Here is a 15,898-nt window from a genome sequence, read left to right on the forward strand (position 1 = left end):
TTCCCTTCGTTGGGTCAGACGAACGCGCTGATGACGAGGACGCCGGCCAGGCCCGTGACGGAGATCACGCACTCCAGCACCGTCCATGTTTTCAGGGTCTGCGGGATGTTCAGGCCGAAGTACTCCTTGATGAGCCAGAAGCCGGCGTCGTTGACGTGGCTGAGGAACACCGACCCGGCACCGATGGCGAGCACGAGCAGCGCGGTCATCGGGGCGTCCAGCGTCTCGGTGAGCGGCTGGAGGATGCCGGCCGCGGTGATGGTGGCGACCGTCGCCGATCCCGTGGCCACGCGGATGACGACGGCGACGAGCCAGGCCAGCAGCAGCACGGAGACGCTCGAGCCCGCGACGAGATCGGCGATCACCTTTCCGATGCCCGTGTCGACGAGCACCTGCTTGAAGCCGCCGCCCGCACCCACGATGAGGAGGATGCCGGCGATCGGCCCGAGCGAGGAGCCGACGACGCTCGTCAGCTTGGCGCGGTCGAAGCCCGCACCCCGGCCGAGAACGACGAAGCCGACGAGCACGGCCAGCAGCAGCGCGATGATGGGCAGACCGAGGAAGTCGACGACGACCTTCCACGCGTCGGTCGAGCCCGGCGCGACGATGTCGGCGACGGCCTTCAGGAGCATCAGGGCGACGGGGAGCAGGATGCTGCAGAGTGTCGCGGCGAACGAGGGGCGGCGAGCGGGCTCCTCGCCCTTCTCCTCGGCCGAGACGAACAGGTCGGGCACGGGGACCGGTGCCCAGCGGGCGGCGATGGGAGCGAACAGCGGGCCGGCGATGATGACGGCGGGAATCGCGATGACCACGCCGAAGGCGAGGGTGAGGCCGAGGTTGGCATCCAGGGCGTCGATGGCGGCGAGGGGCCCGGGGTGCGGCGGGACGAGGCCGTGCATCGCGGAGAGGCCCGCGAGGGTCGGGATGGCGATCTTCATCAGCGAGACGCCCGACCGGCGCGCGACGAGGATGATGACGGGAACCAGGAGGACCAGACCGACCTCGAAGAACATCGGCAGGCCGATGATGGCGCCGATCAGTCCCATGACCCAGGGCAGCGAGCGCGGTGTGGCACGGGCGACGAGGGTGTCGACGATGCGGTCGGCACCGCCGGAGTCGGCGAGCAGCTTCCCGTAGATCGCTCCGAGCGCGATCAGGATGCCGACGCCGCCCATCGTCGAGCCGAATCCCCCGGTGAAGCTGGTCACGGCGGTGGCGATGGGCATGCCGGCGACGACGCCCGTCGTGAACCCGCCGATGGTCAGCGCGAGGAAGGGGTGAAGCTTTCCCCACGTGATGAGAACCACGATGAGCGCGATGCCGATGAGGGCGGCGGTGATCAACTGCCCGGCGGGGGCGGTCGATGCGGTCTCCGCGGCGGCGAGCACCGACCTGGAGGGGAGGGGGGAGAGGGCCATGAGCGTCCTTGTTCCGGCGAGCGGCAGCAATGCCGTGGGGTTATTTGTCGTACATAAAACCACAGGATGCCGGATCGTGCACGACGAATATCGTGAAACGTCGCCCTGATGTCTGCCATCATCGAGGCATGACGAGGGAGCGTGTGGCGACGGCGTCGCTGCACGACGCCCTGGTCGAGCGCGTCGGATCCGCCATCGTGGCCGGAGAGCTGCCGCCGGGATCGCGACTGGTCACGGCGGATCTGTCGGAAGGCTCGTCGCGCGGCGCGGGTCGAGAGGCGGTGCGCGTGCTGCAGGCCCTCGGGCTCGTGCGCGTGCAGCGCAAGACCGGCGTCGAGGTGCTGCCGTCGGCGGCGTGGAACGTGTACGCACCGGAGATCATCGCGTGGCGCCTGGCGGGCCCGGGTCGCGACGCCCAGCTGCGCGAGCTGAGCGAACTGCGCGGCGCGATCGAGCCGCTGGCGGCACGGGCTGCCGCGTCCCACGCCAGCGACGCGCAGCGGCAGACGCTCGTGGCCGCCGTGATGGAGATGGCACGCACCGAGCGCGACGCCGACGGCGCCGAGTACCTCGCGGCGGATGTGCGCTTCCATCGCACGCTGCTGGCGGCATCCGGGAACGCGATGTTCGCCGCGCTCGGGGCCGTCGTGGAGTCGGTGCTGGTCGGGCGCACGCGGCACGAGCTCATGCCGCACGACGCGAATCCGCACGCGGTGCGCTGGCATCAGGACGTCGCCTTCGCGATCGCCGCGGGCCGTCCGGACGAGGCGGCTCAGGCGATGCGGCTCATCGTGCGCGAAGCGGGCCAGGCGATGGCGGCGGCGGTCTCGGCGGAGTGACGCGGGTCAGGCCGACTCGGGTGCGGAGCTGCGCTCCGCCGTGAAGCGCCGCGTGACCGCGATGTCGCGGCCGCCCAGCCCGCGCGCGACGATCTCGTCGAACGCGGAGCGCAGTGCCGGCAGGAGCGCCGGACGCGTGTGCGTGGACGCGGCGACGTCGGACGCGAAGCGCAGGTCCTTGACCATGTACTCGGCGACGCCGCTCGGGGAGTCATCGCCCGTGACGAGGCGCTGGCGCCGGCTCTCGAGCAGGCGTGATCCGGCATAGCCGCCGCCGAGGAGGTCCCAGAGGGCGGCGGGGTCGACGCCCGAGCGCGCTGCGAGTTCGGTCGCCTCGCCGAGGGCGAGGATCGTGGAGGCGACGACGAGCTGATTGCACGCTTTGGCGACCTCGCCGGCGCCCAGCGGGCCCAGGCGCACGGGCGTTCCGCACGGGGCGAGGAGGCTCGCCGCGAGGTCGGTGTCGGCGGGGGAGCCGCCGAGCATGATCGACAGTCGTCCGGCCGTGGCGCCGTCCTCCCCACCCGACACGGGACAGTCGACGACCCGGATGTTCTCGGGCAGGCGATCCGCCAGCTCGCGCACGCCCACCGGTGATGAGGTCGAGCCGATCATGAGCAGGTAGGGGCGCTCCGCGATCCCCGCGAGAAGGCCGTCGGGTCTCTCGAGGTGCTCCTCCAATTGCGGGAGGTCGGGCAGCATCACCAGCACGGCGTCGGTTTCGGCTCCGAGGTCGCGAGCCGAGGTCGCCCACCGCGCTCCGGCCTCGATCAGGGCGGGGCGTTCGCGGCGAGCGTGGACCACGAGACTCTCGCGTGCGGCGAGCAGGTGCCGAGCCATCGGTTCGCCCATGGCGCCGAGGCCCCACACACCGAGGCGGTCGGGGGAGAAGGTGTTCTCGTCATCGAGCGCAGTCATGACACCATGGTACCGGCTGGACAACAGGTTGAACAGGGTTCACTATTGTGAACATACGCACGCTGATCGAGCGCGAGAGATGCGCCCGATCGCGACGAAGGGATGGACGAGGATGTCGACGCAGAAGAGCCTACGCGCGGTGGTCGCGGTTCCCCTCCGCGAGGAGCATTGTCGACTGATCGAGCGCCTCGAGCCCCGCATCGAGCTGGTCCGGGACGCCGCGCTCACGCCGCCGATGAGGGGGCCGGCCGACTGGTCGGGAGACCCCGCGTACGAACGCACGGCCGATGAGCAGCGGGCGTTCGACGAGATGGTCGACTCCGCCCAGGCGCTCTTCGGTATCCCGGACGTCGACCCGGCAGCGCTCGCGCGCACTGTCGGCGCGAACCCGGGTCTGCGTTGGGTCATGACGACCGCTGCCGGAGGCGGCGGACAGATCAAGGCGGCGGGCCTCGACGGCGACGCCCTCGAGCGCATCGTCTTCACCACGAGCGCGGGCGTGCACGGGGGACCGCTGGCCGAGTTCGCGGTGTTGGGTGTGCTCGCGGGCGCGAAAGGCCTGCCGCGGCTCGCGCGTCAGCAGGCGGAGAAGCGGTGGACCGACCGCTGGGAGATGCGCCAGATCGACGAGATGACGGTGCTCGTCGTGGGTCTGGGTGGAATCGGCGCGGAGTGCGCGCGCCGGTTTCAGGCGCTCGGTGCCGAGGTGTGGGGGACGACGCGGTCCGGAGCGCCCGTCGAGGGTGTCGACCGTCTCATCCCGCTCCATCAGCTGGCGGAGGCCGTCGCGGAGGTGGATGCCATCGTCGTCACGCTCCCCGGAACCGATCAGACCCATCACCTCATCGACGCCGGGATCCTTGCGGCGGTCAGGCCCGGGGTGATCCTCGCGAGCGTGGGCCGCGGGACCGTGATCGACGAGAACGCCCTCGTGGTGGCCCTCGACGACGGCCGTGTCTCGTTCGCGGCCCTCGATGTGTTCGAGGTCGAGCCGCTGCCCGTGGACTCACCGCTGTGGCGGCATCCGCACGTCCTCGTCAGTCCGCACACGGCGGCCCTCAGCAGCAAAGAGGAAGAGCGGATCGCGCGGCGCTTCGCCGAGAACGCCACGCGCCTGCTCGATGGCGCGCCGATGCGCGCCGTTGTCGATACGGTCGAGTTCTACTGATACGTCGCCGCGGATGACGCTGCGAGCGACGCCGCCACGACGGGAGTCTCGATGAGCGATGAGGACGCGGGTGCGCTCGCGCGTGATCCGGCTCCGGCGGTCGGTCGGAGCATCCGGCTTCTCGGCCTGCTGGCGGAGGCGGGCCGCGCGCTCACGCTGACGGAGCTCGCGTCCGGCCTCGGGGTGGCGAAGTCGTCGACCGCGAACCTCTGCCTCTCCCTCGAAGCAGAGCGGATGATCCAGCGCGTTCCGCTCGGATACCGCCTCGGTATCCGGACGGCGGAGCTCGGCGGGGCGTTCGCGGCACAGTTCAACCAGGTCCGTGAGTTCTACGCCGTGTGCGAGGCATCGCCGGTGCTCTCGAGCGAGCTCGTGCAGGTCGCGGTGCTCGACGACACCGATGCTTTGTACCTCGCGCGTCACGAGGGCTCCCTGTCGGTCCGCTTGGGGACTCCTCTCGGCTCTCGGTTGCCAGCCGCCCTCTCGGCCACGGGTCGTGCGCTGCTCATGACCCACGACGACGAGACCGTCCGTTCGCTCCTGTCCCGCGCTCGTGCTCTCCCGCAACTCACCGAGAAGAGCACGATCGACGTCGAGGCCGTGATCGCGAAACTGGCCGCCGCTCGAGAGCGGGGGTGGTCGGTCGACGAAGAGGAGTCGTTCCGCGGCATCGTCGGCGTCGCCGTACCCCTGGAGGGGTGGGCCCCCGGTGACCCGCAACTCGCTCTCGGCGTGGGCATCCCGGTGGCGGAGGCCACGCCGGAGCGCAGAGAGCGGGTCGGCGTCGCGCTCCGCGAGGCCGCCGCCGCCCTGACGAATCCCTTCAGCGCGACGCGCTCGGCCTGAGCTCGCGGCCCGTGGTGCCGCCCCGCCCTCTCGCGAGGGCGAGGCGCCTTTCGGCGTTCCCGGGGGCGTCTGGTGCCCCCGCCGTCGGGTCGCGCCCACGACGTGCGTGGCGACAGCCGGACGCCCGTGCGAATGCTGTTCAACATATTGAACTGTGTCCACAGGGTTGGTACAGTCGCCGTGTCGTCAGACACCAGCCGATCGAAGGAGATGGCCGTGACCACTTCATCCACACCGACGCCGCAGCCGACGGATGACCCCGAGTACGCCGCGAATCTGCGCCGCGCGACCCTCGCCTCGAGCATCGGCAGCGCGCTGGAGTACTTCGACTTCGCGCTCTACGGGCTGTCGACGGCGCTGATCTTCAATGTCCTGTTCTTCTCGCAGGACAACCCGGCCCTCGCCACCGTCGCGGCTTTCGCAACCTATGGCGTCGGCTTCCTCGCGCGCCCGTTCGGCGGACTCTTCTTCGGCGTCCTCGGCGACAAGCTCGGTCGCAAGTGGGTCCTCGTCATCACGATCCTGCTGATGGGCGGGGCGTCGACCGCGATCGGTCTGCTGCCCACGTATGAGGCGGTCGGCATCCTCGCGCCGATCCTGCTCGTGGTCATGCGCTTGCTGCAGGGCTTCGGCGCCGGTGCCGAGCAGGCCGGCGCGACGGTCCTCATGGCCGAGTACGCCCCCGTCAAGCGGCGCGGCTTCTTCTCCGCGCTGCCCTTCATCGGCATCCAGGCGGGCACGCTGCTCGCCGCCGTCGTGTTCAGCCTGATCTCCCTGCTGCCCGAGGAGCAGCTGCTCAGCTGGGGTTGGCGCGTGCCGTTCCTCGCGTCGTTCGTGCTCATCCTGCTCGCGCTGTTCATCCGCATGCGTCTGCGTGAGACGCCCACCTTCATCGAGCTCGAGAAGAGCGAGCAGATCGCCGAGCGCCCGGTCCGCGACATCTTCACGCGGGGCCTGCCGGGCATCATCGTCGGCATCGGTCTGCGCATGGCCGAGAACGGCGGGTCGTACATGTTCAACACGCTCGCGCTGACGTTCTTCGTGGCCTCCGTGGGCGGCCAGGCCGACCGCAGTCTCCTCACGTGGGGGGTCACGCTCGGTTCGCTCATCGGCATCTTCTCCGTGCCGCTGACCGGCGCGCTGTCCGACCGGATGGGGCGGCGCACCGTGTACCGCGCGGGTGCGCTGTTCATGCTCGTCTTCACGTTCCCGGCGTGGTGGCTCATCTCGCTCGGGAGCTATCCGATCACGATCGCCGTGATCGCGATCGGCATCGGCGTCGCCGTCAACTCCATGCTCGGACCCCAGTGCGCGATGCTCCCCGAGCTGTTCGGCAACCGTCACCGCTATCTCGGCGTGGCCATGGCTCGCGAGATCTCGGCCGTGCTGGCCGGTGGCCTGGCCGGTGTGCTCGGGGCGTACATCATCGCCGTGTCCGGGGCGAACTGGCTCCTGCTGGCGATCTACATGGGAACCCTGGCGCTCATCACCACCGCGTCGACCTTCCTCGTGCCCGAGACCGTGCGCCGCGACCTGACGCGCACCGACGACGCGATCAAGGTCTCGCGCGACGAGGCGGGCGAGGGCGTGGATGCCACGACCGTCACGGTCCGGACCATCCGATGACCCGCATCGCCCGCGTGCAGACGCCCCAGGGGACGCGCACCGTCCGTCTCGACGGTGGTGCCCTCATTCCGATCGACGACCCGTATGTCGCGTTCGCGCGCGGAACGGAGCCGGCGGATGCCGGTGGCGCGGTGCAGGGGACGCTCCTGGCGCCGTGCGTCCCCACGGTCGTCGTGGGGATCGCCCAGAACGGCCCCGGGCACCCGTCGCCCGTGCAGGCGTGGCTGAAGAGCCCGCGCACGGTCACCGGCCCCGACCAGGCGGTGTCGCTCCGGCGCGACGCCGGGACGACGGTCGCCGAGGCGGAGGTGGCCGTCGTGATCGGGCGAGACACCATCGGACTGACCGCCGACACGGCGCACGAGTACGTTCTCGGGATCACCGCGGTCAACGATCTGTCGAGCCCCGATCGGGCGGTGGCGGATCCGCGCAACTTCGAATCGAAGTCGGGGGCGGGGTACACCCCGCTCGGCCCGTGGATCGACACGTCGATCGACCTCGACGACGACGTGTCCCTGCGGTTGATCGTCGACGGGGAGACGGTGGCCGACACGTCGTCGGGGCGGTACCCGATGTCGATGCGCGCGTGCCTCGCCTACGTGACGAGGTGGACGACGCTGGGTCCGGGGGACGTGATCATGATGGGTGCGCCGTTCTCGGCATCCCCGATCCGTCCCGGAGTCACGGTCGAGGTCGCGGTGGGAGACCTGCGGTTGCGGACACCGACGCGCTGAACCGCCGCGACGGTGGGGTCAGTGCTTCTTGTAGTTCGCGTTGCGACCCATGGAGAAGAGGGCGCCGATCGCCCCGATGCCACCGACGAGGGCGATGCCGCCGATGACCCAGAGCACGACGTGGGAGAAGAAGCCGCTGTCCATGATGATCCTTCGGGTCGGTGGGCTTCCCATCCTACCGGGGAGCGCCGGAGCCCCTCGACGCGGGCGGGTCGTGGGGAAGCTCCTGCGCTGGTAGACTTCCGGTGAACTTCGGCGAGGGATGCGTCGTCGGCACCCAGCGGGTGCACGGGGCATCCGTGATCGACGCGGTGATGCAGGCTCCCGGCTTTCCTCACGCGCTCGCGTTCGAGTCGAATCCAGACCACATCGGTGCGGGCCGTGTCCCGCCCCCAAGCTGCGGGCCGCGCGCCCGCGAGGAGAAGAACATGTCGGAAGACAACAAGGTCGTCGCGGAGCTCCGCGAGAACTTCGGCAAGGGCTTCGCCCGACGCCTGCGCGCCGCGGGCAAGATCCCCGCCGTGATCTACGGCCACGGCACCGAGCCCCAGCACGTCGCGCTGCCCGGTCACCAGACCGCGCTGCTCATCCGTCGCGCCAACGCGCTGCTCGACCTCGACATCGCAGGGAAGAGCCAGCTCGTCCTGGTCAAGGACGTGCAGAAGGACCCCGTGCGTCAGATCATCGAGCACATCGACCTCATCGTCGTGAAGAAGGGCGAGAAGGTCCAGGTCGACGTTCCCGTCGTCGTCGTCGGCGAGCCCTTCTCCGGCACCATCGCGATGCTCGACGCCACCTCGGTGTCGCTCGAGGTCGAGGCCACGCACATCCCCCAGACCGTCGAGGTCGATGTCGAGGGCGCCGAGGACGGCACGCAGATCACCGCTGCCGACCTGAAGCTCCCCGCCGGCGCGAGCCTGGTCACCGAGCCCGAGACCCTCATCGTGGGCGTCTCCGTGCCGCTGGACACCCTCGCCGCCGAGGAAGAGATCGCCGAGGCCGACGCCGAGGTCGCCGAGGAGCAGTCCGAAGAGGCCGAGGCCGGCGACAACTGACACCGGACGGGCTGAGCACAGCCTGTCGACGAGGGGGCGCGATCATCCGCGCCCCCTCGTTTTTTCTGAGCACGGGTCCGCGTCGGGATCCGAGAGGATGGATGCCATGGCAGACACGTGGGTGATCGTCGGGCTCGGCAACCCGGGGCCGCGCTACGAGGCGACTCGGCACAACATCGGCCAGATGGTCGTCGACGAGCTCGCCTCACGCCGCCGCGAGGGCTTCCGCGCGCACAAGGCGAACGCGCGCGTCGCGGAGTCGTGGGTGCGGCCGGGCGGAGCGAAGCTCGTGCTCGCCAAGCCCAACAGCTTCATGAACGTCTCCGGGGGGCCGACGGCGGGCCTGGCCCGGTTCTATGGGGTGGACCCTGAGCGCATCGTGGTCGTGCACGACGAACTCGACATCCCTTTCGACACCGTCAAGCTGAAGACCGGCGGCGGACACGGCGGGCACAACGGTGTGCGCGATGTCGCCAAGGCCCTCGGCACGGCGGACTTCCCGCGTGTGCGGGTGGGGATCGGCCGCCCCGTGGGACGCCAGGACCCGGCGGATTGGGTGCTCGATCCGTTCGGCGCGACCGAGCGTCAGACGCTTCCCATCCTGATCTCGGATGCCGCGGACGCGGTCGAGCTGCTCATCGAAGACGGGCTCGTCGCCGCCCAGCAGCGTTTTCACGCCCCGCGCACCTGAGTCGTCGCACACCGCCGAGACCGCGACAGCCCCGACCGTTCGGCCGGGGCTGTCGTCGTGGAGAGGTGTCAGCCGACGGTGTCGAGGTACGGGGCGGCCCCCGCGGTGGCGCCGATACCGAACACGATCGCGACCACGACGCCGCCGAGGACGGCGAGCACGATCGCCGTGATGCCCCATCCGCGCCCGCGGTTCTTCGCGGCGGCGATGATGCCCTGGATGAACGCCCACAGGCCGAGGACGCCGAAGACGAGGAAGCCGACGACCGACAGCAGACCGGCCGCCGCCGCCGATTGCTGCTGGGCCGCGGTGAGCGTCGACGGGTCCAGCTGAGTGGTGGTGCCGTTCGTCGTGGCGTACTACACGAGCGCGCCACTCTGCATACCGCCGATGAAGGCGATGATCGAGCCGATCACGATGGCCGCGAGAGCGATTACGAAGGCGATGAGGCCGAGACGGTTCGAGTTCTTCACCGGCGCGGCGGCCGGGGGCTGATATCCGGCGGGAGCGGGGTACCCCGATGAGGCGGCGGCATCGGCTCGCGTCGCGGGCGGAGGGTTGTACGGCTCGGGGGGCGGCGTGGTGTTGCTCACGGGTACTCCTTCGATCGTGGGACGGAACCGTCCCGTGGCCGCGAGTATAGGGACGTCGCGGCTTCTCTGTGAGGGAGCTGGACGTTCGGGCGCAAACCCGGTAGCGCGCTCAGACCACGGTTCCGGCGGGACCCGCGACGGTTCCGGCTCCGGCGATCACCGCGATCCCCGCGAGCACCCCGAAGATGACCGGACCGAGGGCCGCGAGCACGATGGCCACGATGCCCATCGGGCGACCGGCGTTGCGCGCGGTGGCGATGATGCCGAGCACGAGTGCGGTGATGCCGAGTACCGTGCCCGACCAGAAGGCGACTTCCACCACGAGGACGAGGTCGCGCACCGGGGAGAGCACGCGCAGGTCGATGTTCTGTCCACCCTGGGCGACGATGCCGGCCCCCGCACCTCGTCCCACGCGGAAGGCAGCGAAACCGGCCACCGCGGGGGCGAGGATTGCGGCGAGGATGCCGGACACGAGAGCGAAGGTGCCCAGCGGGCGTCGCTTCTTCGCCGGAGACGGCGGGGCCAGAAGCGTCCCGGCCGCGGGGGCGGCGTAGGGGGCGGCGAACGGCGAAGACATATCCGCACTCTACGAGACCCGCGACGCCGAAGCCCGTGTCGGTGGCCCCGCGTACACTTTCCCGAGTGACAGTTCCCGGGATCGTGCGCGCCCTCGAGCAGGCTGAGTCGTATCGTGAGGCCGCCTCCGCGGCATCCGTCGATCTGTCTCTCTCCCTCGTCGACGGGCTCGATGCCCCTGTCATCGCGGGCCTCATCGAGCGTCGCCGTGCGGGCGGCGACCCCGGTGCCGTGCTGGTGATCGCCCCGACCGGTCGACGCGCCGAGTCGCTGGGGCCGGCTCTGGACGCCGTTCTCCCCGGAGCGCAGGTCCTGCACTTCCCCGCGTGGGAGACGCTCCCGCACGAGCGGTTGAGCCCGAGTCCCGAGACGGTCGGACGCCGCCTCGACGTGCTCCGCCGGATCGCGGCGTGGGACGGCGAGGCTCCGCTGGTGGTCACGGCGTCGGTTCGCAGCGCTCTGCAGCCGCTCGCCCCCGGCCTGGGCGACGTCACGCCCGTCGAGCTCACCGTGGGTGGCCGCGGGCACGAACTCGAGGTGGTGACCACTCGTCTCGTCGAGTTGGCGTATCACCGGGTCGACATGGTGTCGCGTCGGGGAGAGTTCGCCGTGCGCGGCGGCATCCTCGATGTCTTCCCACCGGTGGCCGATCACCCGTACCGTGTCGAGTTCTTCGGCGACGAAGTCGACCAGATCCGCGCGTTCTCGGTCGCCGACCAGCGTTCGCTGCCGGGAGAGGTCGGCTCCGTCACGCTCGTCCCCAGCCGGGAGCTGCTGCTGACCCCCGAGGTGCGCGCGCGCGCAGCCGAACTGCGCGACGACTACCCCGGACTCCGGCAGCTGCTGGAGAAGATGGCGGAGGGAATCCCCGCCGAGGGGATGGAGTCGCTCATCCCCGTGCTCGTCGACGATCTCATCACCCTCGTCGACTATCTGCCGGGGGGCAGCGCCGTCTCGCTCGTCGATCCGGAGCGCTCGCTCGCACGCGCGACCACGCTGGGCGACACCAACCGCGAGTTCCTCGAAGCCGCGTGGTCGGCCGCCACCGCCGGCGCCGACACCCCGGTCGACCTCGAGTCGGGCGACTTCGTCACCCTCCACGACCTGCACGAGAAGGCCAGCGGCCGCGGAGGAGTGTGGTGGCAGCTCAGCGCCTTCGACTCTGGAGCGGCGGATGCCGAGGACGAGGGGCTCGTCATCGGCGACGACTCCGCGCACCGCGTCAAGGCCGACCCCGTCCCGTCGTTCCAGGGCAACGTCGACGGCGCCACCGCGCACGTGGGGCAGTTGCTCGCCGACGGCTGGTCGGTGGTCGTCACGGCATCCGGTCCCGGTCTCGTCGACCGCGCGAGAGACGTCCTCGCCGAGCGCGGGATCGCGGCGCGGCGCGTCGACGACGTGCGCACGCCGCCCGAGCCGGGCGTCGCCCACGTCGTCTGCGCCCCGCTCGAGCGCGGTTTCGAGCTGACCGAGGCGCGCTTCGCCGTCATCACCGAGACCGAGTTCTACGGGCGCTCCGTCGGCAGTGACACCCGAGGTGTGAAGAAGCTCGCCTCGCGTCGGCGCAACGTCGTCGATCCGCTGCAGCTGAAGCCGGGCGACGTCGTCGTCCACGCCACGCACGGCATCGGCAAGTTCATCGAGCTCACGCAGCGCGAGGTGTCCAGCGGCGGGCGCAACGCCGTGAAGACGACGAAGGAGTACCTCGTCCTCGAGTACGCGCCCGCCAAGCGCGGCTACCCGGGCGACAAGCTCTTCGTCCCCACCGACCAGCTCGATCTGCTGTCGAAGTACGTCGGTGGAGAGGCCCCGACCCTGTCGAAGATGGGCGGGAGCGACTGGGCGGCCGCGAAGGGGCGCGCGCGCAAGGCCGTCCGCGACATCGCGGTCGAGCTGGTGAAGCTGTATTCGGCGCGCATGGCATCCAAGGGATACGCCTTCGGCCCCGACACCCCGTGGCAGCGCGAGCTCGAAGAGGCCTTTCCGTTCGCCGAGACGCAGGATCAGCTGCAGACGATCGACGAGATCAAGGCCGACATGGAGAAGCCGATCCCGATGGACCGACTGCTGTCGGGCGACGTGGGCTTCGGCAAGACCGAGGTCGCCGTGCGCGCCGCCTTCAAGGCGATCCAGGACGGCAAGCAGGTCGCGATGCTCGTGCCTACGACATTGCTCGTCAAGCAGCACCTCGAGACGTTCGCCGAGCGCTTCGCGGGCTTCCCCGTGACGGTGCGCCCGCTCTCGCGCTTCCAGACCGACAAAGAGGCGAAGGCGACGCTCGCGGGCCTCACCGACGGCACCGTCGACATGGTCATCGGGACGCACCGCATCCTGACCGAGAAAGTCGTCTTCAAAGACCTCGGGCTCATGATCATCGACGAGGAACAGCGTTTCGGTGTCGAGCACAAGGACCAGCTGAAGAAGCTCAAGACGAACGTCGACATCCTCGCCATGAGCGCGACGCCCATTCCGCGCACGCTCGAGATGGCGGTCACCGGTATCCGCGAGATGTCGACACTGGCCACGCCGCCCGAGGACCGGCATCCGATCCTCAGCTACGTCGGCCCGCGCAACGACAAGCAGATCGCCGCGGCGATCCGCCGTGAGCTGTTGCGCGAGGGCCAGATCTTCTACGTGCACAACCGGGTGTCGTCGATCCAGCGCGTCGCCGCCCACCTCGCCGAGCTCGTCCCCGAGGCGCGCATCGTCGTCGCGCACGGACAGATGGGCGAGCACGCTCTCGAGCAGGTCGTCGACGACTTCTGGGAGCGCCGCGCCGACGTGCTCGTGTCGACGACGATCATCGAGACCGGCCTCGACATCTCCAACGCCAACACGATCATCATCGACCGCGCCGACAAGTACGGCCTGTCGCAGCTGCACCAGCTCCGCGGGCGCGTGGGGCGCGGACGCGACCGCGCGTACGCGTACTTCCTGTACGACGAGATGAAGCCGCTGTCGGAGACCGCAGCCGACCGCCTCGAGACGATCGCCGTCAACAACGACCTCGGCTCCGGCATGCAGGTCGCGCTGAAAGACCTCGAACTCCGCGGCGCGGGCAACCTCCTCGGCGCCGAACAGGCCGGCCACATCGCCGGCGTGGGCTTCGACCTGTATCTGCGCATGATCGGTGAGGCCGTATCGACGTTCCGCGGCGAAGACGTCGACGGTCCCACCGAGCTGCGCCTCGAGCTGCCGGTCGATGCCCGCCTGCCCGATTTCTATATCGACAGTGAGCGACTGCGCCTCGAGGCGTACCAGAAGCTGTCGGCCGCGGCATCCGCCACGGCCCGGGACGACGCGATCGACCTCATCGTCGAAGAGCTCCGAGACCGCTACGGCGAGCCGCCCGCCGAGGTGGAGGGGCTCATCGCCGTCGCGCGTCTTCGGCGCCGTGCTGCCCAGGCCGGGTTGGCCGACGTCGTCGCGATGGGCTCGAACCTCCGGATCGCCCCCGCGAACCTCCCCGATTCGATGCGGGTGCGCCTGCAACGCCTTTATCCGAAGGCGAAGCTCGTCGCGAGCGGAGACGCCATGGTGGTGCCTCTCCCGCAGGATGCCGACGACGCGAACCTCATCGCGTGGGTGCGTCAGCTGCTCGACGCGCTGTGGCCGCTGCCGGTCGAGAAGACAGCTGAGACCGCGTCGGCGTGAGGGGAGGAATGTCATGATCGGGGCGCTCGTCACCGTCACCGTCGCGATGCTCGCCGTGACCGCCGTGTCGCTCTGGACGGCGCGGCGGGCCGCGGCGGGCACACTTCGGCGCAACGACATGATCGGCATCCGCACGGCGACGACGCGGGCGTCCGACGACGCCTGGATCGCCGCGCACCACGCGGGCGCCGCCGACCTTCGACGCGCGGGGATCGGCGCGGCCGCGACCGCCGTCATGCCCTGGGCGGCGCTGCTCGTGCCCCCTCCGGCGCAGGAGCCCGTGATCGCCGTCACCGTGCTCGTCGGGGTGGCCCTGCTGATCGGCTTCTCGGTCCGCGCGGGCGTGGTCGGACAGCGAGCCGCCCGGGCTGTTGTCGAGCGGGGCTGACCGGGCGCCCCGGTCGATCACCGGTGCGCGGGAGACGCCCTCGCCGCTGCCAGAATGAGCGCATGACCGACGTCGCGCGCGAGCACCGGGCTCCGGATCGCCCCTCCGTGGGTGCTCGCGCCTTCGATGCCCTCGACATCGCGGCCACCGCGTTGTTCGGTCTCGAGGGAGCGGCGGCGGCCGCGCACGCCGGCTTCGATCTCCTCGGGGTGATCGTGGTCGGTCTTATCGTGGCGCTGGCCGGAGGCGTCCTGCGCGATGTGCTGCTCGGTGACCTTCCGCCCGCGGCCCTGCGTACTCCGAGCCGCATCGTCGCGGGGCTGGCCGGTGCTCTCGCGGCGTTCGTGTTCATCGAGATCGTCGACGCGTTCCCGCAGCTGCCGGTGGAGATCCTGGATGCCGTGGGCCTCGCGCTCTTCGCGGTGATCGGTGCCCAGAAGGCGAGCGCCTCGGGAGCCAACCTCTGGGTCGTGACGATCCTCGGCACGCTCGCCGCGACGGGCGGCGGGGTCATCCGCGACGTCCTGCTGGCGCGCACCCCGTATGTGCTGTCGGAGAGCATCTACGGCTCGGCAGCCGCGGCGGGCGCGGTCCTCACCGGGATCCTCCTCGTGACGACCCGGCGTCCGCGACTGGCGCTCGGGGTCGGCTTCGCCGTGACCTTCGCGCTGCGCCTGGGGGCCGTGGTGTGGGGTTGGTCGCTGCCGAGGATCACGTGACGCTCACCGTCCGCGTCGTGGGGACCGCCCCTCGGCCCCTTCCCGGACGACCCTCGTTGGGAGCCCGCGCCTTCGCGGCTCTGGACATCCTCGCCACGGCCGTGCGCGGCGTCGAAGGCGCGGCGCTCGCCGCGCACGCGGGTTTCGATCTCCTCGGTGTGCTCGTGGTCGGCTTCGTGACCGCCGTCGTCGGCGGGATGCTCCGCGACGTGTTGTTGGGCGATCTGCCGCCGGCGGCGCTGCGGTCGTCGAGTCGGATCATCGTGGCGTTCGCGGCCTCCGGTGCGACGTTCGTGCTGTTGCGGCTCGTCGACGAGGTGCCGTCGACGGTGCTGCTGACGCTCGACGGCGTCGGGCTCGCTCTGTTCGCGGTCATCGGCGCGCAGAAGGCCTTCGCGCACGGCGCGAGCCTCTGGGTGGTGGTCGTCGTGGGCGTGGTCGCCGCGACGGGCGGGGGAGTGGTCCGCGACATCTTGCTCGGACACACGCCGGTGCTCGTGACCGACAGTGTCTACGGCGGCGCCGCTGCTCTCGGGGCCCTGGTGACCGGCATCCTGTTGGTCGTCACGCGACGGGCGCACCTGTCGATCGCCGTCGGCTTCGTCGCCGCATTCGGGCTGCGTGAGGCGGTCCTGCTCGCGGGCTGACTCCGATGCCTCCCGGCGGGCCGGAC

At 70.5% G+C, this 15,898-nt stretch carries 16 protein-coding genes; 11 read left to right on the plus strand and 5 right to left on the minus strand.

Annotation, left to right across the window (positions count from 1 at the left end):
- Nucleotides 1-14 precede the first annotated feature (14 nt).
- Nucleotides 15-1,418, minus strand: coding sequence for a gluconate:H+ symporter (locus tag PIR02_14105; GenBank protein ID WZH35893.1), 1,404 nt, complete (start codon nt 1,416-1,418; stop codon nt 15-17).
- A gap of 128 nt (nt 1,419-1,546) precedes the next feature.
- Between PIR02_14105 and PIR02_14110 the strand changes: the two genes are divergently transcribed.
- The gene (locus PIR02_14110) at nt 1,547-2,257 is read left to right on the plus strand and encodes an FCD domain-containing protein (GenBank protein WZH35894.1); all 711 of its coding nucleotides are present in this window, start codon (nt 1,547-1,549) and stop codon (nt 2,255-2,257) included.
- 6 nt (nt 2,258-2,263) lie between these two features.
- Here the strand turns inward: PIR02_14110 and PIR02_14115 are convergent, their stop codons facing one another.
- Complete coding sequence (locus tag PIR02_14115; GenBank protein WZH35895.1) at nt 2,264-3,175, minus strand: NAD(P)-dependent oxidoreductase; 912 nt, start codon at nt 3,173-3,175, stop codon at nt 2,264-2,266.
- Nucleotides 3,176-3,287: 112 nt separating this feature from the next.
- Here PIR02_14115 and PIR02_14120 point away from each other — a divergent pair, with 112 nt between their 5' ends.
- From PIR02_14120 to PIR02_14135, 4 genes are all read left to right on the plus strand, one after another.
- Nucleotides 3,288-4,343 (plus strand): D-2-hydroxyacid dehydrogenase, encoded by a 1,056-nt coding sequence (locus tag PIR02_14120; GenBank protein ID WZH35896.1) that lies wholly within the window; start codon nt 3,288-3,290, stop codon nt 4,341-4,343.
- A gap of 51 nt (nt 4,344-4,394) precedes the next feature.
- Nucleotides 4,395-5,189 (plus strand): IclR family transcriptional regulator, encoded by a 795-nt coding sequence (locus PIR02_14125; GenBank protein WZH35897.1) that lies wholly within the window; start codon nt 4,395-4,397, stop codon nt 5,187-5,189.
- A 210-nt stretch (nt 5,190-5,399) separates the two neighbouring features.
- Complete coding sequence (locus PIR02_14130) at nt 5,400-6,815, plus strand: MFS transporter (protein ID WZH39014.1); 1,416 nt, start codon at nt 5,400-5,402, stop codon at nt 6,813-6,815.
- Nucleotides 6,812-7,549 carry a fumarylacetoacetate hydrolase family protein gene (locus PIR02_14135; protein WZH35898.1) on the plus strand — a complete coding sequence of 246 codons (738 nt, stop codon included), beginning with the start codon at nt 6,812-6,814 and terminating at the stop codon, nt 7,547-7,549. Before PIR02_14130 ends, PIR02_14135 begins: the two co-directional genes overlap by 4 nt.
- Before the next feature lie 18 nt (nt 7,550-7,567).
- On the opposite strand, the gene PIR02_14140 is transcribed toward PIR02_14135, so the two are convergent.
- Nucleotides 7,568-7,693 (minus strand): hypothetical protein, encoded by a 126-nt coding sequence (locus PIR02_14140; GenBank protein ID WZH35899.1) that lies wholly within the window; start codon nt 7,691-7,693, stop codon nt 7,568-7,570.
- Between the two features lie 284 nt (nt 7,694-7,977).
- Here PIR02_14140 and PIR02_14145 point away from each other — a divergent pair, with 284 nt between their 5' ends.
- A complete protein-coding gene (locus PIR02_14145; GenBank protein WZH39015.1) occupies nt 7,978-8,604 on the plus strand; it encodes a 50S ribosomal protein L25/general stress protein Ctc in 627 nt (208 codons plus the stop codon).
- Nucleotides 8,605-8,710: 106 nt separating this feature from the next.
- Nucleotides 8,711-9,295 carry an aminoacyl-tRNA hydrolase gene (gene pth, locus PIR02_14150; GenBank protein ID WZH35900.1) on the plus strand — a complete coding sequence of 195 codons (585 nt, stop codon included), beginning with the start codon at nt 8,711-8,713 and terminating at the stop codon, nt 9,293-9,295.
- A gap of 359 nt (nt 9,296-9,654) precedes the next feature.
- On the opposite strand, the gene PIR02_14155 is transcribed toward pth, so the two are convergent.
- Nucleotides 9,655-9,888, minus strand: coding sequence for a hypothetical protein (locus PIR02_14155; protein ID WZH35901.1), 234 nt, complete (start codon nt 9,886-9,888; stop codon nt 9,655-9,657).
- A 109-nt stretch (nt 9,889-9,997) separates the two neighbouring features.
- Entirely contained in the window at nt 9,998-10,465 is a 468-nt protein-coding gene (locus tag PIR02_14160) for a hypothetical protein (protein ID WZH35902.1), read from the minus strand.
- Between the two features lie 65 nt (nt 10,466-10,530).
- Between PIR02_14160 and mfd the strand changes: the two genes are divergently transcribed.
- The 4 genes from mfd (at nt 10,531) to PIR02_14180 (ending at nt 15,872) form a co-directional block, all read left to right on the plus strand.
- A complete protein-coding gene (gene mfd / locus PIR02_14165) occupies nt 10,531-14,118 on the plus strand; it encodes a transcription-repair coupling factor (GenBank protein WZH35903.1) in 3,588 nt (1,195 codons plus the stop codon).
- A 13-nt stretch (nt 14,119-14,131) separates the two neighbouring features.
- Nucleotides 14,132-14,506 carry an SdpI family protein gene (locus PIR02_14170; GenBank protein ID WZH35904.1) on the plus strand — a complete coding sequence of 125 codons (375 nt, stop codon included), beginning with the start codon at nt 14,132-14,134 and terminating at the stop codon, nt 14,504-14,506.
- Nucleotides 14,507-14,568: 62 nt separating this feature from the next.
- The gene (locus PIR02_14175; GenBank protein WZH35905.1) at nt 14,569-15,225 is read left to right on the plus strand and encodes a TRIC cation channel family protein; all 657 of its coding nucleotides are present in this window, start codon (nt 14,569-14,571) and stop codon (nt 15,223-15,225) included.
- Nucleotides 15,222-15,872 carry a TRIC cation channel family protein gene (locus PIR02_14180; GenBank protein WZH35906.1) on the plus strand — a complete coding sequence of 217 codons (651 nt, stop codon included), beginning with the start codon at nt 15,222-15,224 and terminating at the stop codon, nt 15,870-15,872. The genes PIR02_14175 and PIR02_14180 overlap by 4 nt, the downstream gene beginning before the upstream one ends.
- Nucleotides 15,873-15,898 lie beyond the last annotated feature (26 nt).

It is taken from the genome of Microbacterium enclense (genome assembly GCA_038182865.1).
In the GTDB taxonomy this organism is placed as follows: domain Bacteria; phylum Actinomycetota; class Actinomycetes; order Actinomycetales; family Microbacteriaceae; genus Microbacterium; species Microbacterium enclense_B.